The organism is Sediminibacterium sp. FW305-C-269, assembly GCF_058231045.1.
This window is the reverse complement of the sequence record NZ_JBIQXQ010000004.1, coordinates 63,757-86,247: the sequence shown is the minus strand read 5'-3', so window position 1 is coordinate 86,247 and position 22,491 is coordinate 63,757. Positions and strand designations below refer to the sequence as shown.

The 22,491-nt window shown below is 45.3% G+C and carries 17 protein-coding genes; 12 read left to right on the top strand and 5 right to left on the bottom strand.

Annotated features, from left to right (window positions below; genetic code table 11):
* Nucleotides 1–12: 12 nt before the first annotated feature.
* The 5 genes from lolB1 to ACH3Y6_RS14010 form a co-directional block, all read right to left on the bottom strand.
* A complete protein-coding gene (lolB1, locus tag ACH3Y6_RS14030) occupies nucleotides 13–849 on the bottom strand; it encodes a lipoprotein insertase outer membrane protein LolB1 (RefSeq protein ID WP_490836252.1) in 837 nt (278 codons plus the stop codon).
* Between the two features lie 7 nt (nucleotides 850–856).
* Nucleotides 857–1,294, bottom strand: coding sequence for a dUTP diphosphatase (gene dut / locus ACH3Y6_RS14025; protein WP_490836251.1), 438 nt, complete (start codon nucleotides 1,292–1,294; stop codon nucleotides 857–859).
* A gap of 341 nt (nucleotides 1,295–1,635) precedes the next feature.
* Complete coding sequence (locus ACH3Y6_RS14020) at nucleotides 1,636–2,505, bottom strand: hypothetical protein (protein ID WP_490836250.1); 870 nt, start codon at nucleotides 2,503–2,505, stop codon at nucleotides 1,636–1,638.
* Nucleotides 2,502–6,287, bottom strand: a complete 3,786-nt coding sequence (locus ACH3Y6_RS14015; RefSeq protein ID WP_490836249.1) for an Ig-like domain-containing protein — start codon at nucleotides 6,285–6,287, stop codon at nucleotides 2,502–2,504. The genes ACH3Y6_RS14020 and ACH3Y6_RS14015 overlap by 4 nt, the downstream gene beginning before the upstream one ends.
* Nucleotides 6,288–6,304: 17 nt before the next feature.
* The gene (locus ACH3Y6_RS14010; protein WP_490836248.1) at nucleotides 6,305–8,002 is read right to left on the bottom strand and encodes a hypothetical protein; all 1,698 of its coding nucleotides are present in this window, start codon (nucleotides 8,000–8,002) and stop codon (nucleotides 6,305–6,307) included.
* 833 nt (nucleotides 8,003–8,835) lie between these two features.
* Between ACH3Y6_RS14010 and ACH3Y6_RS14005 the strand changes: the two genes are divergently transcribed.
* The 12 genes from ACH3Y6_RS14005 to ACH3Y6_RS13950 all read left to right on the top strand — a co-directional run bounded on the left by ACH3Y6_RS14005 (nucleotide 8,836) and on the right by ACH3Y6_RS13950 (nucleotide 22,430).
* A complete protein-coding gene (locus tag ACH3Y6_RS14005; protein WP_490836247.1) occupies nucleotides 8,836–9,657 on the top strand; it encodes a class I SAM-dependent methyltransferase in 822 nt (273 codons plus the stop codon).
* Nucleotides 9,658–9,681: 24 nt separating this feature from the next.
* Entirely contained in the window at nucleotides 9,682–10,359 is a 678-nt protein-coding gene (locus tag ACH3Y6_RS14000) for a hypothetical protein (RefSeq protein ID WP_490836246.1), read from the top strand.
* A gap of 11 nt (nucleotides 10,360–10,370) precedes the next feature.
* Entirely contained in the window at nucleotides 10,371–11,636 is a 1,266-nt protein-coding gene (locus ACH3Y6_RS13995) for a lipopolysaccharide biosynthesis protein (protein ID WP_490836245.1), read from the top strand.
* Nucleotides 11,637–11,865: 229 nt separating this feature from the next.
* Nucleotides 11,866–12,696: a class I SAM-dependent methyltransferase gene (locus ACH3Y6_RS13990; protein WP_490836244.1), complete on the top strand. Its 831-nt coding sequence runs from the start codon at nucleotides 11,866–11,868 to the stop codon at nucleotides 12,694–12,696.
* Nucleotides 12,696–13,637, top strand: coding sequence for a glycosyltransferase family 2 protein (locus ACH3Y6_RS13985; RefSeq protein WP_490836243.1), 942 nt, complete (start codon nucleotides 12,696–12,698; stop codon nucleotides 13,635–13,637). The genes ACH3Y6_RS13990 and ACH3Y6_RS13985 overlap by 1 nt, the downstream gene beginning before the upstream one ends.
* Before the next feature lie 229 nt (nucleotides 13,638–13,866).
* Nucleotides 13,867–15,246 carry an O-antigen ligase family protein gene (locus ACH3Y6_RS13980; RefSeq protein ID WP_490836242.1) on the top strand — a complete coding sequence of 460 codons (1,380 nt, stop codon included), beginning with the start codon at nucleotides 13,867–13,869 and terminating at the stop codon, nucleotides 15,244–15,246.
* Nucleotides 15,236–16,339, top strand: a complete 1,104-nt coding sequence (locus ACH3Y6_RS13975; RefSeq protein WP_490836241.1) for an acyltransferase family protein — start codon at nucleotides 15,236–15,238, stop codon at nucleotides 16,337–16,339. Before ACH3Y6_RS13980 ends, ACH3Y6_RS13975 begins: the two co-directional genes overlap by 11 nt.
* Before the next feature lie 144 nt (nucleotides 16,340–16,483).
* Complete coding sequence (locus ACH3Y6_RS13970) at nucleotides 16,484–17,626, top strand: glycosyltransferase family 4 protein (protein WP_490836240.1); 1,143 nt, start codon at nucleotides 16,484–16,486, stop codon at nucleotides 17,624–17,626.
* Nucleotides 17,627–17,725: 99 nt separating this feature from the next.
* A complete protein-coding gene (locus ACH3Y6_RS13965; RefSeq protein ID WP_490836239.1) occupies nucleotides 17,726–18,688 on the top strand; it encodes a GDP-mannose 4,6-dehydratase in 963 nt (320 codons plus the stop codon).
* Nucleotides 18,689–18,717: 29 nt separating this feature from the next.
* Complete coding sequence (locus tag ACH3Y6_RS13960) at nucleotides 18,718–19,887, top strand: glycosyltransferase family 4 protein (RefSeq protein ID WP_490836238.1); 1,170 nt, start codon at nucleotides 18,718–18,720, stop codon at nucleotides 19,885–19,887.
* Nucleotides 19,888–19,926: 39 nt separating this feature from the next.
* Nucleotides 19,927–20,691, top strand: coding sequence for a WecB/TagA/CpsF family glycosyltransferase (locus tag ACH3Y6_RS13955; RefSeq protein ID WP_490836237.1), 765 nt, complete (start codon nucleotides 19,927–19,929; stop codon nucleotides 20,689–20,691).
* Between the two features lie 332 nt (nucleotides 20,692–21,023).
* Complete coding sequence (locus ACH3Y6_RS13950) at nucleotides 21,024–22,430, top strand: undecaprenyl-phosphate glucose phosphotransferase (RefSeq protein WP_490836236.1); 1,407 nt, start codon at nucleotides 21,024–21,026, stop codon at nucleotides 22,428–22,430.
* Nucleotides 22,431–22,491: the final 61 nt, after the last annotated feature.

Genomic DNA, 22,491 nt, shown 5'->3' with positions numbered 1-22,491 from the left:
GTTGCAGGTAAATTACTTACGCTTGTATTTTTTGGGTGGTTCAAAATTGTATTTTAACGGTTCGTTTAGGGCAAACTCCTTAAAATCCAGGTAAATATCCAGTTTGGATTTCTCTGCTATCGAGATACTCCGGTAAGCCGCAAATCGGTAAGGCCCCATGGCCTGGTAATTGCCGAATGTGATATCGCAGGTACGGTTACGCTGTATGTCCACATCATCCAGTTTGCTGTGCAGTACTTTGTAATCAGTATTATCGAGGGTCAACAGGTGTTTGAACACGTTGCCCACCATCAGCACCAGTAACTGGCTGGCGCCGGCCTTATAAGAGACCACATTGCTGTCTATGAACACCGGGTTGCCGATCAGTATATCCTGTATCGTGGCAAAATCGAAAGGTATCTGGGTCACTTCGGGCAAATAGTTGATAGGGCGGTTCATCACATATTTCTCACCGGCATGGCGCACAATCAGTACACTGTCCTTTTTGATCTTGGCCTCCAGTCCCAGCCCGGGTATGCCCAGGAAAGTACCGGTTACCTTGATCAGTATCACACTGTCCTTTTTCATGCCCAGGTATACAGTGTAGTTATCGCTTTTTTCGGCGCTTTCATATGACACTTTGATCTTGGCATTGAAGGTATTGAACGCTATTTTACTCAATGTTACCTTACCCAGGATCTCTTTTACGATCGCTTCAGAGTCAACATGCGGCGATTCCTTGATCACAATGGTCTGTGCCGTATCTTTTTTGGTGATGGCTTCCTGTATGACCTGTGTTTTTTTGACCGTGGTACAGGATGCCGCTGCCAATACAAGGGCGGCAAGGAACAGTATGGTTTGTTTCATCATAATGGACTTATTTACCGGTATGGCCAAAACCTCCGGCCCCTCTGTCTGTTTCAGAGATCCCGTCTACGGGTTTCCAGTTTATTTTTTCTACTTTTTGTAATACCAGCTGGGCAATGCGGTCGCCGGGTTGAATGATCTGTTCCTCACCCGAAAGATTGATCAGGATCACTTTGATCTCTCCCCTATAATCAGCATCAATGGTGCCCGGTGTATTCAGACAGGTGAGCCCCTGTTTGATGGCCAGTCCGCTGCGGGGACGTACCTGGATCTCATACCCTTCGGGGATCTCTACAAAGAGACCGGTGGGTACCAAGACCCTTTCCATGGGTTTCAGATTCAGGGGGGCTTCCATACTGGCCCTAACATCCATACCCGATGAGCCTAAAGTGGCATATTCAGGCAGACCATTGACCGATTTATTGATAATAGATATCGACACATGCATAGTTGACAAAGTTAGGGTTTTGAAACTAAGCGATGATTACGAAAAACAGGTGTACATGCATGCTGGTGGAATGCCTTGCCAGATAAACCTGTATTGCCGGGCTCAATAGCAATCCTCAGGCAATTGCATTGTACCCACTCACTATACAACAAGTCATCCTTTCCCGTTTCGTGGATCGGGTAACTGATCTGAAAAATGATAGGTAACAATAGATCGGGTAACCAAAAGAATTTTTTCCGACAATGTCTGTCCCTGATATAGGTGACCATTTACAAAAGTTGCCAACTGCTCACAGCTCAAAGCTCGTCGCTCACAGCTAACTGCTAACTGCTATCCTCTCACTACCAGCACTGGTAATCAAACCGCTGGGTGCCGATCAGGAAACTGAGCCCTTGCTGGGGTTGGCCCGAAGTGGTTACCTGTAGGATATAATTATCGCTACTGAATACATATCCATTGAAGCGGGTCGTCCATTGGTCTTTCAGGGTGTCATTGGATACGTTGTAGAGAAAGGTTTGTATTTCCGTAACGGGGTTTTGCGGGTATACCCCAAAATTCAGGATGGGCAGATACGGGTATTCATGAAAGGCATCTGTAAACAGATAGACCCAGGGTTTGATCTGCCTGGTAAGGTCATAACTGATCTTTGATTGCAGCAGCCGCTGTTTCTGGTCTCCCGTAAATAATTGGCAATTGATCAGGTTATTGCCATTGTAATAGTAGAAGGTGATATAATCGGGCGTAAGGGTTTGATTGTAATAAGCCTGTTTCTGTTTTAACCGGCCATTGGAATCGTATTGATACGTATAATAGATGTCATCGTATAAGGCTCCGGCATATTGTACACGGGTAAAATACTGCTGGATATGACCGGTTTTAGGATCGCGGACCATCCAGCTGGTCGTGTCCAGCAGAATGTTATCTCCCTTGTATTGCAATGTTTGGGAAAAACTGGTCGCTGCCGCAATGAGATCCCTGAATTGAATACGGCCGGCTTGCTGACTGGCATTCCGGGTATAGATCCATTCGTTATAAAGGCTACTGCCATTCACTTGCCGGATGGCAGCGATTCCGCAGAGGGTATCTGTTGCCGTAGCAATGGGGCCTGACTGGGTACCCGTTCCGGGATCGGTCTCAATAAAGGTCTTGCTGCAGGCAAGCTGCCATATGCTTATGCAGATCAGTAAACCATATCGTAGCAGGTTTCTCAAAGTCCGATCAGCTGAATGTTTTTGGTTTGATAACCGTTCACGGTTACACGGATGGTATAGAGGGATTTGTTCAGATAGATATACACAGGTATCCTGACTTGTTTTTCATTGAATACAAACCGCTGCAGGGAAGTGACCGGCACACCGTTCATATCAAACAGCTGTAGGTTGATGAACCCATTGATCGGATGCTGGGCCTGCACCTGTACAAAGAACTGCCCCTGTGCAGGATTGGGATATGCCAGCACCTGTAAACTGTCCTGTGCAGGCAGAACAGGGTCCTCCTGCACCAGGTAACCGGCCGATCGTAACCAGCAACTGCTATCCGTAGACACGGCTACCTGATAGGTTCCACTGGCGGGTATCTTCAGCTGGCTGCTGTCTGCCGCTGCCAATGGCAGGTTATTCCGATACCATTGGTATTGTTTGGCCGGAGTACTGATCAACCTGTCGCCGTTTCGGGTAATAACGGGTTGCACCGGCACGCTGCCAACAGCGATCAATAAGGCCGCACGTTCACTCTCGCAGCCTGTGGCCGGATCTTTTTGACTGGCGTATAGCCACGTCTGTCCCGGCTTATCCGAAGCGATCACCGGCGTGCCATTGAACGCCGTGCCCCCTGCTGCAACCGGGTACCATAACAATTCATTTCCCCTTGTTTTTACTGCAGACAGCGATATAGCAGTTCCCTGACAAACCTTTATCGGGCTTACCTGGGGCGCAGCGGGTGACTGGATCACCACCATATTGAGTGTATTACTGGTATCACTGAAACAGCCATTGGCACTGGCAATTACCTGGTATTTACCCGCATTACGGGTCACCAATACAGAGTCGGACAGGTTTGCCAGGATGGTTCCATTGAATAACCAGCGGTTGGTGGTTGTATGGCTGCTGTGAAGAATGGCACTTTCTCCCGAACAGATGCTGGATTTACTGGCTGTGAGAACCGGTGTAAGGGGTTTTGTTTTGAACTGCACGGTCATCGGCACTGAGCCGGACCTGCAACCCAATACATTCAGGCTATCCGTGTAGATTCCGCCGGTAAACACGCGTAAGCTGCTTTCGTTACCACCCGTGATCAGTTGACCGTTCCGGTACCATTGATTGCCGGTAATAACGCTGGAGCGTAAAATAACAGTATCATTGGCGCAGGCACTGGTATCGCCATTTGTCAGAATGAGGGGACGGATCGGATTGACGCAGAAACTTTGGTAGAGTGTATCGGACCCCAGGTACCCGTTTCGGGCAGCTACAAAAGCCCCAATGGTAATAGGTCCGGCTTCAGATACCCGCAAAGTATCTCTTGTAACTGTAGCGGAACCCTTGGTTACAAAATAGGTGACAGGATTTTTCGTCTGACTGCTGGCTGCCAGCATGATCTGTAAACCCATTTTATATTCTTTCTCTTCCGGCAACGGGAAATTGATATCGGCTTTTAGCGGAACATCTTTTGACGCAATGGTGAACGGTTTACTGCTGATGCCCACCAAGGTATTCCCGGATGTTGGGTCCAGCGCGCGTATCAGGCATTTGTTGGCTACGCCGCTGCTGCCATTGGTCTGATACAGGTAACCGCCGGCAGTACCGGTACTTTGTGTTTTGATGGTCATGAACTGTGGTGGCTGGTAGCTGGATAAAACAGCCGGTATCCGCCACTCATACAGTCCGAGATTGGCAAGGGTTCTGGCGATCGTGGTCCAGGTGGCCCCACTATCCACCGAATATTGCAGCACAATAGAATCTTCCAAGTTCACGGTAGACCATTTAATGGTATAGATGGTCCCCGAAGTGAGTACTTCATTTTCTACCGGCCGTTGTACAATGATCTTCGTGATATTACTTCGCTGGGTATGTCCGTCAAAACTTCCTCCCCGGTATTTGGTGGCTGAAAAGGTTTCGGCAAGGCTGTGCAGGGATGTGTAGTATTTGTCTGCCAGCACAGTGCTATCTGCCCGGTCCTGTAACCTGATCCATACCGTATCCTGCAGGGATGCCGGTACGATCCAGTTACAAGCTTGATAACTTGCGGGGATCGAGTCTTTGAGTAATGTCCAGCCATTGTTTTCCCTGAGTTTGTAGTAGATCCGGATGGCATCGATACCCAATGTGTTCCACTCCAGGGTTTTGGCTGTTTTCCTGATCCAGTTAAGTGAGTCTGTCAAATGATCGATCTGCTTGGGAAGCAGTGTGAAATTCGTTTTAGACAGATCAAAGACGGTTGAGTCGGTTGCATCTTCAATGCGCAGCAAACATTGCGAAGAAGTAATGTTCGGTGTACGCCAGTCGTAACTGCCTGCCGATGCGGCTATATTGGAAGCAATGCGCGTCCAGTTGCCGCCATTGTTATTAGAGAAATACAGATGAACCCTCTCCAGGTTATTGGCTTTCCAATGGATGCTGAGCGTCATGGATACGGCTATCTTTTCCCCTTCCTTAGGAGTGAGCAGCTGTAACTGTGGGCGCTGGTCGGATAGGGCGCTGTGCCCGTCAAAACTTCCTCCTCTGAACTTGGCTGCTGCTGCTGAGGGGATAGCTGTTATTGTCATTACAGCACTTGTATCACTGGCAGTGGAGTCGGCCCTGTCCTGTATCACTATCCGGCAACTGCCGGTAAGTGTATCGGGTATGATCCAGTTAAAGGTTTCGTTCTGAACGGTTACTGAATCCCTGAGCAGGAAGGTTTTGTTGTTGTACAGACAGGTGATCCTAAGCAGACTGATACCTCCACTGTTCCAGCTAATGGGCAAGGCCGTGCCCCGGTAAACCGTATTCTCTGCCAGGGGTGATGTTACCTGCAGGATTTTTTTACGGATGATAAAGCGGAATGCTGAGGTTTCCTGGATACTGCTGTCAGTGCTGTTGAGAATACGCAAACGGCCTTGCGTAGTAGGTGAGTTAGGTATGGTCCAGGCATAACGACCGGCAGTGGCAGCCAACCCTGATACAATGGTATTCCAGCTCACGCCATCATTGAGGGAGTATTGCAGCGTCACCTGGTCCACATTGTTTTGTGTCCACCTAATCGTATACACTTCACTGCCAAATGAGGAATCAATACCTGCAGGACTAGTGAAAAACAGCTTGGGTAATTGATTATTGGCAACCGTATGGCCATCATAACCGCCACCTTTGTACTTGGCGGTATTCGTCGTTGTCAACGGTTGAATGCTGAATGAAACAGGGCTGATGCTGACCAGTGAGGGTCGTTCAGCATCCTGTAGTTTGAGAAATACCTGGTTGCTGGATATGGCCGGAATAACCCAATTGTAGTAGAATCGGTTGGCAGGAATACTATCTGCGATTTTCTGAAAACTGACCTGGTTATCATAACTAACGGACAGGTTCAGTTTTCTAACACCGCTGGAGGTCCAGGTAACCGGTAAAGCCGTGTGCATGAATTGTGTAGTGGCCAGGCTATCCAGGGTAATTCCTGCAGGGGGGATCCGGAAAGGACTGTTTCGGTAATTGGAACTGGAAGTAGCAGCATTGGTAATATCCGTGATACGGATAAAACAGCTGTCGGAGACCTTGTTGGGAACTTCCCAGTCATAATATTGTGCCGAAGCGGGATAACTGTTGATGATCAGGTTCCAGGTTTTTCCGGAATCCAGTGAGGATTCAATTTTGATATTGTCGATATTGGTACTGGTCCATTCGATCCTTTGTACCGAATAACCGGGCCATATATCGCCAGCCATCGGCTTTTTCAGCAATAATACCTGTGCCGACAGACTGCCGGAAACGGTTAACAGGAAACATATGATCAGAAACTTTTTCAAACCGGGTATGCTGGTGTTTAATTGTCTGAAGGAGCAGTTCTTACAGAACGGAATCCGATGAATTGGGAATAGTTTTGTCGTTCAGATACAGCTCCTGATTTATTCAAAAAAGAGACGCCCCCCATTATCGGACCATTATTCCCGTTAGAGAAGAATTCAGCAGTGTCGCTGTTACCATAAACATTTAACATACCATCGCCATGCACTTTATAGGAAAAAGTCCTGCTGGATGGCTGTGAAATGCTGACCACTATTTTGGAGACATTTTTACTGAAATCCATAATGCCATAATAAGTAGCTCCGGATGAGATACGGGTAGAACTATCCGTGGCAAAGATCCCCGAACGGTAAGGGCCATCGCCACCATCACCACCGGAAAAAGTCTTCGATATGCCATTACTGCTATAGACAGGATTGATATAGCGTTTATATACATTGTAATTACTAAATGTTTCGGCTCCGTTTTCTACACCGTTATAGGTAAGGACATTATAAGTATTGTTGCCTGCCATAGAATTGGTTCTGGCATAACTGGTATCATTACCCCATGCCCAGTCGAAACCCGACCAGTTACTGGTGGTATCGGCGTTGTAATTATAATTGCTGTTATTGTAGGTCTTGTATACCGGCGGTAAAGGTCCACGGGCAGCTTTCTCGTATTCCAGTTCAGTCATTGGTCTGAGCGCCGCCCAATCGGAGAAGGAGAGATAGGTAGTTGAATTTCCTTTGCCATAAGCGCGGTCTGGTCTTGATACAGTGTATTTTACTTCTGTGCTGTCCAGTACAATGGTGTGCCGCTGGAGGTCCAATGGGGTTGTACCATAAATCGGATCCAGGGTTTGCAGGGCCAGTTTATATTTAGCAGGCACTTTCTTCAGACGGGTGGTATCAGTATAGTAATAAGGAAACGTAGAATCCCGTAATGAAAGGGTATTTAGAAAATCAGCGTACTGCCCCTGGGTCACATCGTATTTCATACAGTAGAACGACCGGTAACCCGTAGGAAAGTCAGGGTATTCGGCTACTTTATCCCCGCTAATATCCAATCCCCCCAGCCCCGATATCCGGATACCGTCTGTATACAGTATCGCATCATCGTTTTGTATCCCTGTTGAACCTTCATTCTTGGTATTAATGAGCGGGCTCCACTTGTCAGTGATCACTGCATAATTATTCGGCGCATTTTTCAGCTGGAAGGAGTTGTAACTGCGCTGGGTCCCATTGCCATCACCCAGGCTAAAGTTACCGGCCGGTACATACACCATTTCGGTGGCGAACACTTTGATCTCTACACTGTCAATATTGGCTATTTTATCTATTGCATAGTTCCATAACAACTTCACACTATCCATTTTGATAGTACCGCTACCTGGCAACTGCCGGTAATAAAACACACCTTTATTATCGGAGGAAACAGCAAATTTCATCGTGGTATTTCCCGTTCCGGGAAGGTTGCCGGTTTGAGAAAGGGTAAGATGCCGGTATTTCCATACACTATCCTTCAACTCCCTGAATTTCACAAAGATCCATGCTGCGTCCCAGTTGATACTATCGCGCCAGGAATTCTCCCAGGCAATATTGAAACGTATCATGGCTGTCTTGGCTGTTTTATTGGTATCGGTAAGCGCCACTTTCTGAAGAGTGATACCATTGGCCCTTACTGACAGCGTACCGGCAAGCAACAGAATGCTCAGTAGCAATAGATTTTTTTTCATATTCCAGCGTTTCAAAATACGGATGTAGAAAATAGTTTCCGGGAACACCTGCTTTTATCAGGATATCTCGCTGGCCATATGGGGGAGGGATACGGGGGTTATCTGTTTCAGCCAGCAGGGTGAATACTTGGTAAAGCTACTGAATTTTAGGAACTGACCAAATGAAGGGGGGAGGGTAATGATAGAATGAGTGAAAGATAGGATGATAGAATGTTTTAATTCGTTAATCTGCCAATGCGTCAATCGTGAGTCGTGAGTTGTCAGTAGGGAGCGGGGGGAAGTTGCTGGGGGCTGGGGGTTGGATACTGGATGCTGGATGCTGGATACTGGATGCTCATGGCTCGTGGCTGGATACTGGATACTAGATACTGGATGCTCATGGCTCGTGGCTGGGAGCTAGTGGGAGAGTATCAATGATAAATGCTTTCGAACAGAGGAACAGATGAGCAAGGAACAGACGAACAGATAAATAGCCTGAGGGTAGACGGGAAATCCCACCATGGCGGATAATAATGAAGAACGGCTTATTCTCTGCACAAACTCCCCGGCCCCTGCGGCTCTGCGGTGAGGAAATAGCCTAGATCGAAGGCAATAAGAGAATGTAGTGATCAGGTAGTTTCATTAGCGGATGCTCTCACATCCAATCCGAAGGAGCCGGAAGTGGTATCAACCGGCTATGAATGGGCGGATCTATCTATGATTCGTATTGTACCGCCCAGGAGCGCGAAGTTCATATCTAGCCCCTAGTGATATACAGACATTCTATACATAAAAGTTTTTTTTATTAAAGAGTACAGGCGCATCAGTATCTTCGTACCTTATTCTGCCATTTCATGCTAGATAAAGCGAATTTAATCGATAAGGCCCTTTCGGAAGTAGAATCGATGGTCAAAGCATCGGGTAATAAAAATGATCTTACTTATTTTATGTATCATAAAAAGAGGTTCAGGGTCATGGCTGCTACTGTTACAAGTATGTGTAAAGAGGGGGATACCATTCTCGATATAGGAAGTCATTACCAGCATTCCTCCGTATTGCTCAGTTTACTGGGCTACAAGGTCGCATCCATGGATGTTGGTGAATTCCTGGCAATGCCGCTCATTCAGGACAGGATCCGGCAACATGGGATCGTTGCCATCCAGGAAAACAATCTTGAAAAGTTAACAAGCCTTTCGGGCACAAAAGATACCTACGATCTCATTCTTTTTACAGAAATACTCGAACACATCACATTCAATCCAATAGCATTCTGGCAGCGGATCCACGAAGTGATCAAAGACCATGGGTATATTTATGTAACAACGCCCAATTCCCTGACCCTGTACAATATCTTCCGGACAATTGCCAACCTGCTTACCCTTAGAGGTATCGGCATAGGCGTAAACTCTATTTTCAGCAGTGTAACGTATGGGCACCACTGGAAGGAATACTCTGCCAGTGAGATCAGACACTATTTCAAAAAACTGAGCGATGGATTTACTGTTTCCATCAAAAAATTTCAATACCAGCAGCATCCGCCTCAGAACAGGATCGATAATATCAGGGTACTGCTCCTTAAGATCGGCAATGGCATCCCCTTTTTCAAAGAAGCCATTGAAGTCGTTATTCAGGTTGACAAATCAAAACCATGGAAAACGAACGCTCCGGAATATTAATCAACCACCAGCAACCATGAATCAATGAAAACCCATTTACCAACAAAAGAAAAACTGGCTGCAGCTTTTACGGTACTGCTGTTCTTTGTGTTTGCAGGAGGCTGTTTTAAAGATATCCCACAAAAAAAAGTGGTATATGAAAACAATTTTGAAGACAGCAGCATGCGTAACATCGAAATATATGACCCACAGGGACGTGCCAATTATTATAAGGTAATTCCTTACAACGGGTCGGCGGTACTGGGTAATTTCAATGGAAGGCTGGTACGCGTCATTCTGGATAATTTACCCTCACATAACACCATAGAAATCAAATTCGACCTGTACATACAAGACCAGTGGGATGGAGACTATATCAGACCGGGATTTAGCATTCCGGATGTTTGGAACATGAGTATTGATAATTATCCTATTTATGCAACCACTTTTTCCAACACTACCCATAACCAGTCATTCCCTGATAATTATACAGGCACTGTTTCTAAAAATCCACCCCGGAGCAATGCCTGGGACCTGACCCCGGGTGTATGTTCCTGGGCAGGTAAAAAGGATGGCTCATCACATTATATCATAGAGTACATAACATCGCATAGCAGTAATAAAATGATCTTAGACATGAACGATGCATTGCAGCCGTATAATGAATTGTGCCTCAAAAGCTGGTCCATCGACAATATTAAGATCACAGCGGTAACCCGGTAAAGCCTTTCTGCATGAAACAAGGATTATCAGCTTATCAAAACCTGATCACGCGGAATCTGGCATCCATCTTCAGTTTTATCAACCTGAGTTTCATCCAGGGTGCCAATATCCTGATACAGGTATTAATGATCCCGATCATTACCCGCAGTGTTGGGCTCGCGTCCTTCGGTGAGGTAATGGTGGCAAGCTCCTATGCTGCCCTTGTTTCGTTATTGGTGAACTTTGGCAGCAGTCAATCGGGTGTGAAGGATGTTGCCATACACAAAGATGATCCCTTCGCCTTATCGGTCACCTTTTATACCATTTTCGGGGTGAGGCTTTTTCTGTTTTCGCTCTCATTGCTTTCCCTGGTAATCATGTACCTGCTGCAGTTCCATTATACAGGTCATTTTTTAATGGCCAACGCCATCATACTGAGCGAAGCGGTAAATCCCTTGTTCTTTTTTATCGGTTTACAAAACCTGTTTGTATACAACCTGACAAACCTCATAACAAAAACCTTGTCTGCCATACTGATACTGATCTTCATCAGGTCTGCAGACCAAAGCCTGTGGATCAACTTTTACCTGGGAATTACCAATGCTATCGGGTATTTGCTTCTCTGTATATATGCCGTAAGAAAATACAAATTATCCTTCTGCAAAATATCGCTCAGCAGCTTCCGGAAATATATGATCCAGAATTCCTACCTTACCGGAAACAACATACTGGTACAGTTGCAACAATCCTTTTTTCTGTTTGCTGTGTCAGGAATGGGGAACCCGATACTTCTCGGCGCCTATTCATTATGCGATAAAATTGTATGGTCGTTCCGGATACTGATCATTTCCTTTGCAAATGCCGTTTACCCTAAAGCAGTTTCCCTGTTCCAGGCAGGGAACTCCTATTGGACCACTTTCAAGAGAAAAATGAATTATCTTCTGGTGGCAGTATTCGCCTGTACCAGCGTCGTCTTATTTTTTTACGCGCACTGGATCGTATCTATTATCACAGGCACCCCCAATCAGCTTGCAGCGAATTTTGTAAAGGCGGTGAGTCTTGTACCCCTTGCTGCGGCACTGAATGCCCTCAATGTGATTGATATGCTAATGAGGGGCGATTACCGTACCATCTTCAGGATCGGCCTGATCATCATTACCATCTCCGTTGTAGTGACAGAGATCTTCATCTACTCCGGGAACACCCACGCTTTCGGTTTTTACCCGATCATCGTTGAATTAAGTGCTTTGCCTCTTTATTTATACTTTATAAAAAAAAATAATACCAAACAAGGGTAGCTCAATCAATAACAGTTGATTACTTTCGCGTAGTATTGAAGTATACATAATACGCACCTGTAGGCCACAGCCCGGATAAACACAGAAATCAATGGATCATTCATCATATCAAGACTTGCTGATCTGCCCCCAATGCCGGTCTGCATTAACTTTCAGCAACAACCTGTATACCTGCAGCAATCAGAGCAGCTGCGGCAGTAGCTACCCCGTTTTCTTTGACATACCCGTTATGATCCCTCAAAGCAATGAGTCTTTCACGCAGTCTGATTTTGCTATTAAGGAACCACCTGATATTTTCTTTAAACAATACAAGAACCCGGTCATCCGGTTTCTTAAAAAGATACGGCCGGATATTACACTTAACTATACCAGTAAGATCAATTACACCGATATTGCCAAAAGACTAGCCACCAAAGAACAACTACGCATACTTATTATCGGCGGGAGTTTTGATGGCAACGGAATCAAAACCCTGAAGGAAAAATTACCGACCCATACGGTACTGATAGAGTCAGACGTTGCCCACGGACCGAACACAAGTATCATTTTCGACTCCCATTATATTCCATTCCGCGATAATTCTTTTGACCTGGTCATCGCGCAAGCTGTGCTGGAACATGTACTTGACCCATTTATTTGTGTGGGCGAAATTCACCGGGTATTGAAACCAGGTGGCCTGGTATATGCCGAAACACCATTCATGCAACAGGTACACGGTGGTAAATATGACTTTCACAGGTTTACACACCTGGGTCATCGCAGGTTGTTCAGGCATTTTACAGAGATCAAAAGCGGCGTGGTTGCAGGCGCAGGTTCTTCGCTTGCCTGGGCGCTGAGGTATTTCATACTCAGTTTTGCGCCTAATAAAAAGATCGATAAAGTGCTTAGTTATATTTCCTGCTTCCTTGTGTTCTGGATCAAATACTTTGACTATCTCACCAACCACACCAGGGGAACACTGGATGCTGCCTGCGGGTATTATTTCTGCGGCGAAAAACAGGAAGGTTATCTGCTGTCTGATAAAGAATTATTGTCACAATACCAGGGTTACCGCAGCTGATGAATCGAGTATCCGAACAAAAAACAAGACCAAGCGTTGCCATCATACTGGTCAACTGGAACAGCTATGAGGTGAGCAATGATTGTATCCTTTCACTAAAAAAGATCGATTACCCGAATTACACCATCATTTTCGTTGATAACGGATCCGCAGATGGATCTGGGATGAAGATCCAGAGAGCGCATCCCGATATCATAACGATCCTTTCTGATACAAACACCGGCTTCACAGGCGGCAATAATACAGGCTTCAGGTACTCACTTGAAAATAATTTCGATTACTCGATGATGCTCAACAACGATACGATCGTTGAGCCCGATTTTCTCAGTAAGCTCATGAATATCATAGAAAGCTCCGAAACGATCGGTGCCGTTCAACCCCGCATACATTTTGATCATAACAGGCAGTTGTTATGGAATGGCGGTTCCTATTTCAATCAGTTTTGGGGCTTTACTTATACAAGAGGAGAAAACAGAGCACCGCAAAAAGAACATTTGATCAACCAAGAGGTCGATTGGATCACCGGGTGTGCTTTTTTGGTAAAGAACACCATATTGAAACAGGTTGGATTACTGGCAGAAAACATGTTCATGTATAGTGAAGACGTGGATCTATCCTTCCGTATCCGCAAGCATGGTTATCAACTTATCTATGTTGCCGATTCCCTGATCTTTCATATTGCCGGAATGTCGAATAAACGAAAGACAAAAGGAAAAGATGGTTTTGTGAACCCACAGGTGCATTATTTAAATCAACGAAACAGGATATGGATCCTAAAAAAATATAGCAAATGGCAATTTGCCCTGCCCACATTTTTTGCAAATTTTATTTACATTACACTAGTGTTGGGGTATTTCACTGTACGGTTCCGATTCCGCAAAATGAATGCAGTGATCAATGCTGTTAAGGATGGGATCTCAGGCGCTATTGACTATAGATAAGATATACAATAGCCTGTATCTAAAGGAACCAACGGGATCTACCCCCGACTTAAACGTACGGCAGGTATCACTGACTTACCTACCAGATCATTTCAGTATTAAAGAAGCATAACATGCACGCATCATTCCGATCAAGTATTGAACATGCCAAACAGTATACCCAAGTACTATCACGAAGTACCCATAAAACAGTGTCAGGCCAGATTTACTGTATAGTTCCTGAAAAAAAATGATCCTATTATTTGTCATATACGCATTGGCATTTGTCATTTCATTGGCCGGTATTCTCAAGGGAAATATTGGAAGGGCCTTTCTGTTCATTATCCTGGGACTACCCATCTATTTTACAGCCCTCTCCATCGCTTACATCAATGGAATGGGGGCTTTCATCCCCTTGTTGCAGAGCTTTAAGGAAATCATTATCCTCATCAGCCTTGGCGTTCTTATCTATCACAGAAAACAACCCATACATCTCCATACACTTGACTGGCTGATCATTGCCTATTTTACCTATACCCTGATCTATACACTTCTTCCCCTGGGCGACTTTTCTTTTACAGATCGGTTACTGGCATTCAAAAGTCTCTCCTTTTTTCCCTTCGTATACTTCACCGGCCGGTTACTGGACGTCAGTAAGATCAATTTCAACACCTATTTTTCCTATATCTGTATAGTGGCCATCCTTGCAGGCTGTGTACTCATTATAGAAGCGATAAGATACGAACACTTGCAACTCTATACAGGATATGCCGAGTTTAACAGGCAATTTTTCAAACAGGAACCCGGCGGAAATTTCGGACTCAGCTGGACATTTGAAACATCGAATGGTCTGAAAAGGTTTGCCAGTTTTTACGGGGGGCCCCTTGAATTGGGGGTCAATACGGTCTGTACCGTATCCGTAGCCATTGCCTTGAGCACCAACGATAAAAATCGTTTCCAGCCAAGCAACCTGATCATTGCTACCCTGGCCTTCTCTCTTTATGCCATTTTCATGGCACTGTCCAGGGCTGCATTTGTCAGTTATTTCTTTATCATTTACATCTATGCATTTCTCACTGAAAACAAAACGGTGTTGAAAATTTTCCATTATGGCATCATAGCTGCTATTATAGCCGGAGGGCTCTGGTTGCAGGGAGATCTGTATGACTGGGTAATGAACACCATAGACTTCAGCGACTCATCCAGTGCATTTCACGTAATGCAGTGGCTCGATGGATTGAATGCCATTCAAACGCATCCCCTGGGAATGGGTATCGGTATGTCAGGACGCGTTTCCAGCGCCAATGATTCTAACGTGGGCGGTGAGAACCAGTTGATCATTATCGGCGTTCAGGCAGGGCTGGTAGCGGTGCTGCTATACATCGCGATCTATATCTATACGATCAGAACCTGTATCCAGGTGTTCCGGCACACCACAGGTAAGTCGCGTAAACCAGCCCTGGCACTCCTACTGATCAAAATTGGGATCATAATACCGTTGCTGACTGCCAATACAGAGTCTTATATGTACCTATCGTATTTCAGTTGGCTGCTTACCGGGATCGTTGCCAATCTGATCAAGACCCCACCCCTATTCAAACATCCTTTACCACTGCAACATGAAAAATAAACCGAACATGATATCCAATAAGGATGAGCACATGTCCTATATAGATGGCTGCAGGGGAATGGCTATCCTGATTGTTATATTGTCGCACGCAGGTCTGGGCAAGGTGATACCCGGAAAATTCGGGGTCACTTTTTTCTTCTTTATCAGCGGGTTCCTGATTACCAAATTATTGCTGCTCGAAATCGAGAAAAAGGGCAAGATCGCTATCGGCAAGTTCTATCTGCGTCGGTTTTTCAGGTTATATCCCGCATTGCTCACCATGATCCTGGTAAGCCTGTTGTTGGGCAGCATCATCCAATGCCCTGTTCCAGGAAAGGATATAGCGTCTGCACTATTTTATTTCACCAATTATTATGTAGGCTGGATCAGGCCCGTTGTGCCTGATTGCTTGCGCCTTTTAGACATCATATGGTCATTGTCCGTAGAAGAACATTTCTACTTTTTCTTTCCCTTCCTTTTTTCCCTCTTTCTTTCCAGTTCCAACCCTAAAGCATTTTCTGCTTTTACCATCTTATTACTCATTTTGAGTATTATGGCACTGGTATTCAGATACGGGTTGTATTTCAGTAATCCGGGTGATGTTTCAGCAGTGGCCGGTCGGATCTATTTTTCCTCTCACACAAGAATGGATTCCATTTTATGGGGTTGCTTGTCGGCAATATGGCTCTTTGGTAAGAGCTCCTCCTTTTTTATCTCATTCATTTCAAGAAGAATTGTTTTTTTCGCAGGAATACTTCTCCTCTTTTTATCAGTGGCCATCCGACAGGAACTGTTCCGGCAAACATTACTCTTTAGCTTTCAGGGAATAGGCCTGGCATTACTGGTACCCGCCTTACACCTACCTGCCTATCAGGGTATACGAAGGATCATTGAATCGAACATCCTGATTTTTATCGGAAAGATCAGCTACTCGCTGTACCTATTCCACTGGGGCATTTCCAAACTGGCCAACCATTTTTTTGCGGAACATTCCTGGCAATGGCAAAGCTTATTCTGGCCCTTAACCATTGCCTGTGCCCTCCTCTCCTATCATTATGTGGAGCAACCTTTTGTTGCTTTAAGAAGAAAGTTTGGTTCCAATGCCATCGCCTAAAAGCGATCATCCCAGGACCCAATACAGCCAGGCATTCCCAAGAACTTATCTATTCCTCATCGAAACAAAACTGATTTGTTATTATATTGCAAGTTCAGACCGATGTATCATCTCATCGTTTTCTAAAAATATCATTACAATACGATGGCTCAATTTCAGAAACCTATCCGTGTAGGCATTGATATCAGAGACCTTCGTATTGCCAAAACAGGCCAAAAGACAGTTACCGAAGAGTTGTGCAAGCAATTTGCCGCTTCTACCAACGAAGACTTTTCGTTTATTTTCATAGACTCTGTTCTACCCGTATATACAGGCAAGGTCAAATGGAAACTCATGATTGAGCATATTCGGTATCATTTTTGGAAACAATGCGTTCTTCCGCTAAAAGCCTGGTATAAAAAATGTGATATCGTATTCTGCGTCGACTACTTTGTTCCCTACCTGCATTTGAACTTTAAGACCGTAGAGGTATTTCATGATGCATTTTTTTTTGAATACCCCGAGCATTACAATAAGTTATGGTTACAATTGTTTCATAAGCTGGCCATGCCGGCTGCAAAACGCTGCAGTGTGATCATGACAACAACTGAATATGCCAAAGGCAGAATTGCAGAACTCACAGGGATCGACAGGAATAAAATGGCAGTGATACCCCTTGCCCCCAAAACCATTTCCGAAAAGAAAGCACTCACTGTAATCCCGGAACATGTGCAGTCCTTTATCCACAAAAAATATGTACTGCATGTGGGGGTAATGGAGAAACGAAAGAACCTGCCGGCGCTGATCAAAGCATTCGCACTTCTGTTGGAAAGAACAGGCGATGATCTCTATCTCGTTTTGGTAGGACAGGGCAATGGAAAAATATTTTCTGATGATTCCGTACAGGTACAGCAAGCCATTGCGCATTCCGGCTGGGGTCACAAAATAATATGTACCGGCTATCTGCCGGATGCAGAAGTGGATATGGTGTATCAACACGCCAGCTTGTATGTGTTCCCTTCCGTTAATGAAGGGTTTGGGATCCCTGTGCTGGAAGCTTTCAAAGCAAATATTCCCGTATTGGTAGCCAATAATACCAGTCTCCCCGAAGTGGGAGGAGATGCGGTATTAACCTTTGACCCCTATGACGTGGAAGACATCTGCAGCAAAATGCAACAGGTGATCAGCAACCCCGAGACAGCTGACCTGCTGATCACCAAAGGGAAAGAAAGACTACTGAATTTTTCATGGGAAAAAGCTGTCACAGCATTGAAAAAGGAGTTCCGGAATATCGTAGAACAGCGCTAACCCTATTTAGCCCCCCTTACCGGATCATTTGCTAACTTTGGATCATCAGGTAACTGGCTACACTGTATATTTGTAGCTGACGGATCTAAAAAACAAACCATGTCAAAAACAGCGCTGATCACAGGTATCACAGGCCAGGACGGCTCTTACCTCAGTAAGCTGCTTTTACAAAATGGGTATAAGGTTGTAGGCATAACAAGGAGTTATACAACCGCGAATTTCAGAAACCTGGAATATCTTGGCATCGACAAAGAGATCGAGATCACGGAATGTGACCTATATGACATCGTAGGCATCATTCATTTGCTGAAGAAATACAATCCCACGCATATCTATAATCTTGCGGCCCAGAGTTCCGTGAAACTGTCTTTTGAGCAACCGATCAGTACCATCAAATACAATATTGAGAGCGTATTGAACCTGCTGGAAGCCATTCGCCTCTGCAACCCTGATATCCGTTTTTACCAGGCATCCAGCAGCGAAATGTTTGGCTCCGTCACCCAGTTACCGGTGTCGGTTGATACCCACCTGAATCCGGTAAGCCCCTATGCTGTTTCCAAAGCTTCAGGATACATGCTGACCAGCAACTACAGAGATGCGTACGGACTTTTCGCTATCAATGGTATCCTTTTCAATCATGAATCCTTTCTGAGAACGACCAATTTCTTTGTCAAAAAAGTGATCACACAGTCCATACAGATAAAAAAAGGGGTTCAGAAAGAGCTGAGGGTGGGAAACATCGACATCAAAAGAGATTTTGGCTATGCCCCCGACTATGTAGAAGCCATGTATCTGGCCATGCATCATCACAAGGCTGCTGATTATATTGTTTGCTCAGGCAGATCCGTATCGCTCAGGCAGATCATAGAACATGTATTTGATTATTTGAAAATTGACAAAGATAGGATCCTGATCGACCCCAACCTGTACAGACCCTCAGAGATCATGGACCTTTATGGCGATAACAGGGCAACCAAAGAAACCCTGCATTGGAATTATAACAAGGATTTTATGGAAGTTCTCAACCTGCTGATAGAAGAAGAGCTCCGGCATGATCGCTAAACCTCTTATCACAACATCCTGCTCCTGACATGAAAAAATCAATCCTCATTGTACACAACAGGTATTTGCAACGCGGAGGTGAGGACAATGTTGTGGAGCAGGAAATCAACACACTTAGTAAGCAGGGTTATGTTGTCAGATCGCTGTTTTTACATAACCAGCAGGTAAAACCATCCGTATCGTCCGTTGTAACCACGCCGTTGAGATTGTTCTTCAATCTCTCTTCCTTTCTCGCTGTTTACAGAAGGGTCAGAAAATACAAAATAGACATCGTGCATGTACACAATTTCTATTACAATGCTTCACCGTCCGTTTTCTGGGCAGCAAAAATGGCTGGCGCCAAAACAGTCTACACCCTGCACAATTACCGTTTGTTCTGTTTGAATGGTCTTTTTTTCTACAACGGTACCACCTGTACCAACTGTCTGAACAAAATGAGCTTTCGTGATGGCATACAGCGAAAATGTTTCAAAGGTTCAGCCCTGTATTCCAGGGCACTTGCTGCATCGCAAATGTTCCACCGGAATATGCGAACATGGAATCGGAAAGTAGATCGTTTCCTCACTATCAACAGGCTGATGTATGACTCTTTGTTGTTGCTGGGCATACCCGAAGAAAAAATACGTCTCAAAGCGAATTATATCCCTGATCTGTCAAATCACCCGGTCAGCCCGATACAAGATCGCAAGGACTTTTATCTGTTTGCAGGCAGAATGAGTGAAGAGAAGGGTATCCAACACCTGATCAAAGCATTCAAGCAGACGAAAAGACCCCTGCGACTGGTGGGTAGCGGACCACTGCGTGATTGGATCCTAACACAAACCGATGATAATATCAGTTATTATCCCGCAGTGGAAAGGTCAGAACTCATGTCATGGTTCAGCCAATGCAAGGCCTTTGTATTTCCTTCAATCTGGCAGGAAGGTCAGCCCATGACCATTATTGAAGCCCAAAGTACCGGTGCCATCATTATTGCAGGCAGGTCTGCAACCACGGAACAAATGATACAAGAAGGCGAAACCGGCCACTTCTATGAAGCAGGCAATGCAGAAAGTCTGAATGCCGTACTGACATCATTTGAGCGATCAACAGAGCAGCAGTTACTGCATATGTCAATGGCCGCCCATGACCATTTTCAACAAAATTATACAGAAGTCAAACATCTGGAAGCCATTGAGGAGATATACAATACACTCTGACTTACCTTTACATAATCCAAGCCATACTCTTTTCGTATTATGAATGAAACGATCACTTCAAAAATAAATATCATTGGTACAGGTATCAGCAATATAGACCTGGAGGAGACCATTGCTTATTTTTCTGACTGGATCGATCGGCAAGAAAAGAAAAGGATCTGCGTTACCCCTATCAATTGCCTGGTATGGGCCGAAAAAAACAGGTATTTGCAGCAGGTGTATAACAGTGCAGACCTTACCCTATGCGACGGCGTACCCCTTATCTGGGCCTCCCGCTTCCTTGGCAATGGTGTATTGAAGGGCAGGGTCACGGGCCTGGACCTTTTGCCCGCTTTTACAGAGACCTGCCATAAAAAGAATTACTCCATGTTTTTTCTCGGAGGCGCAGCGTCCACCTTACAAAAACTGCGTTCCCAACTGGAAGACAAATATCCGGGTATCCGGATCACAGGCAGTTATAGCCCCCCCTATGCCACCGTTTTCTCTGAAGAAGAAAATCAAAAGATGCTTTCCCTGATCGCAGCAGCAAAGCCTGATATCCTGTGGGTCAGTTTAACGGCCCCCAAACAGGACCTCTGGATCTACGAGCATTTTGAACAACTCCAGACAAAGATCGCCATTGGAATTGGCGGGGCGCTGGATGTCATGGCTGGTAATATCAGCCGCGCCCCGGTATTCATGCAGAAAAACGGACTGGAATGGCTGTACCGTTTATATAAAGAACCTCGCAGATTATTCAGAAGGTACCTGGTGGAAGCCCCAGCCTTTCTGCCCGCCCTGATCAAACAAAAATGGTCGCAATAGGCCATCGAAACGGCCTGTTTTCACCGGCCCAAGTGAATGTAATCGAACAAAACCGGCAACAGTAAACAACAACCAGAAGGTGATACCCCCATCATTCAAAAAAACCACTTTCCTTTTTAACAAAAAACTGATCCTTCATCCGAACAGAAGACAGGGCATCGCATCAACTATAAGCCTTAAACCAAAGATGTTAACACTTTATAATAAAAGTTAATCCATTTATCCCGGAGTGAATTATTCTGTATTTTAGCAGCCTTCCCCCCAATACTGAGGCATCAAAACTGGCTGAATTTTTGTCTTGGTCAGTAATAAACAGAATCGACCGAAAACATATGTTACATAAACAGAATAACTATACCGGGATACGTTATATGATCGATGCACCGATCGTGGTTATCTGTTTTATCCTTGCCTCCCTGCTTTCTTTGGGAGAAAATTTGGTACAGGACGGCAGGTTCCTGATTCAATGTTGTATCGCGTTGGTGGTCTGGTACTTATGTTCCTCCTTCTCCAGGTTATATGCAGACCGCCGGTCAAATAAATATTCCGAAGAGATCATTTTTATCATCTACACGCTGTTGGTGTATGCCATCACACTGAGTTCGGTCTTCTTCTTTTTAAGAGAACCCCTCAATCTCGAGCACAGCAATCATTTCTTTGGTATCTTATTGCTTTTGCTCTTTGTATGCCTTACCCTCACTAAATATATCATCAGAAAATACCTTCACTCTGCCATTTACCAGGGTAAGCTGCTCGATAATATGCTGATCGTTGGCGCTACTCCCTCTGCCTTTGAGTTCTATGAAACGGTGAATCGGTATTATTATTACGGCTATAAATGCATTGGCTTCCTCGACAACCATACCCAAAAAATGAATGGCTGCTTATATCGTGGCAAAATAAAGGACCTCTCGGTTGTCTTAAAAGAACAGCCTGTGGATGAGGTAGTGATCGCGTTACCCGCCTCTCAGAACGACCAGATCAGGGATTGTGTGGAGGTCTGTGATTATTATCGCATCAAAGCCCGTATCATTCCGGATTTTCAGCAGTATACTTCAGCAACGACTCAGGTAAATAATATCGGCCTGCTTTCTGTTATCAATGTACGGCCGCTGCCCCTCGACAGAACCGAGTTCAAGATACTGAAGCGTGCCTTCGACTTTCTGTTCGCACTTTGTTTTTTTTCAACCATCGGGATCCTGCTGCTGCCATTGATCGCCATCTGCATCAAACTCACCTCAAAAGGACCCGCTTTCTTCAAGCAGGAAAGATGGGGACTGAATAATGAGAAGATCATTTGTTACAAGTTCAGGACCATGGTCATCAGCAGCAGGGATGTTGATGAGAACGGCGCCTATCAGCAGGCAACCAGGAACGATCACCGGGTCACTAAAGTAGGGGCTTTTCTCCGCAGAACCAACCTGGATGAATTACCCCAGTTCTGGAATGTGCTGGTGGGCAATATGTCGGTGGTTGGACCTCGTCCACACCCCACCCCCTTGAACCTTGAATCCATGCACACCATTGATAATTATATGCTGAGGCATGTGGTGAAACCCGGTATCACCGGCTGGGCACAGGTCAATGGCAGCAGGGGGGAGACAAAATCACCCAGCGACATGCAGCAAAGGGTGAATTTTGACCTGTATTATATCCATCGCTGGACCTTCTGGCTGGATTGTCAGATCATCCTGCAAACCATGATTAACATGATCAGGGGGGATCAGAATGCGTATTAAGCGGGAAGTGGTGAGGCGTGAGCCGTGAGCTGTGAGGCGTCAGCTGTGAGGCGTGAGCTGT

Bases quoted from the DNA above. Each gene is read 5' to 3' on its own strand.
- ACH3Y6_RS13960 (WP_490836238.1), top strand. From the start codon at position 18,718: ATGAAAAAATCAATCCTCATTGTACACAACAGGTATTTGCAACGCGGA.
- dut (WP_490836251.1), bottom strand. From the start codon at position 1,294: ATGCATGTGTCGATATCTATTATCAATAAATCGGTCAATGGTCTGCCT.
- ACH3Y6_RS13995 (WP_490836245.1), top strand. From the start codon at position 10,371: ATGAAACAAGGATTATCAGCTTATCAAAACCTGATCACGCGGAATCTG.
- ACH3Y6_RS13980 (WP_490836242.1), top strand. From the start codon at position 13,867: ATGATCCTATTATTTGTCATATACGCATTGGCATTTGTCATTTCATTG.
- ACH3Y6_RS13970 (WP_490836240.1), top strand. From the start codon at position 16,484: ATGGCTCAATTTCAGAAACCTATCCGTGTAGGCATTGATATCAGAGAC.
- ACH3Y6_RS13950 (WP_490836236.1), top strand. From the start codon at position 21,024: ATGTTACATAAACAGAATAACTATACCGGGATACGTTATATGATCGAT.
- lolB1 (WP_490836252.1), bottom strand. From the start codon at position 849: ATGATGAAACAAACCATACTGTTCCTTGCCGCCCTTGTATTGGCAGCG.
- ACH3Y6_RS13965 (WP_490836239.1), top strand. From the start codon at position 17,726: ATGTCAAAAACAGCGCTGATCACAGGTATCACAGGCCAGGACGGCTCT.
- ACH3Y6_RS13975 (WP_490836241.1), top strand. From the start codon at position 15,236: ATGAAAAATAAACCGAACATGATATCCAATAAGGATGAGCACATGTCC.
- ACH3Y6_RS14005 (WP_490836247.1), top strand. From the start codon at position 8,836: ATGCTAGATAAAGCGAATTTAATCGATAAGGCCCTTTCGGAAGTAGAA.
- ACH3Y6_RS13990 (WP_490836244.1), top strand. From the start codon at position 11,866: ATGATCCCTCAAAGCAATGAGTCTTTCACGCAGTCTGATTTTGCTATT.
- ACH3Y6_RS13985 (WP_490836243.1), top strand. From the start codon at position 12,696: ATGAATCGAGTATCCGAACAAAAAACAAGACCAAGCGTTGCCATCATA.
- ACH3Y6_RS13955 (WP_490836237.1), top strand. From the start codon at position 19,927: ATGAATGAAACGATCACTTCAAAAATAAATATCATTGGTACAGGTATC.
- ACH3Y6_RS14000 (WP_490836246.1), top strand. From the start codon at position 9,682: ATGAAAACCCATTTACCAACAAAAGAAAAACTGGCTGCAGCTTTTACG.
- ACH3Y6_RS14010 (WP_490836248.1), bottom strand. From the start codon at position 8,002: ATGAAAAAAAATCTATTGCTACTGAGCATTCTGTTGCTTGCCGGTACG.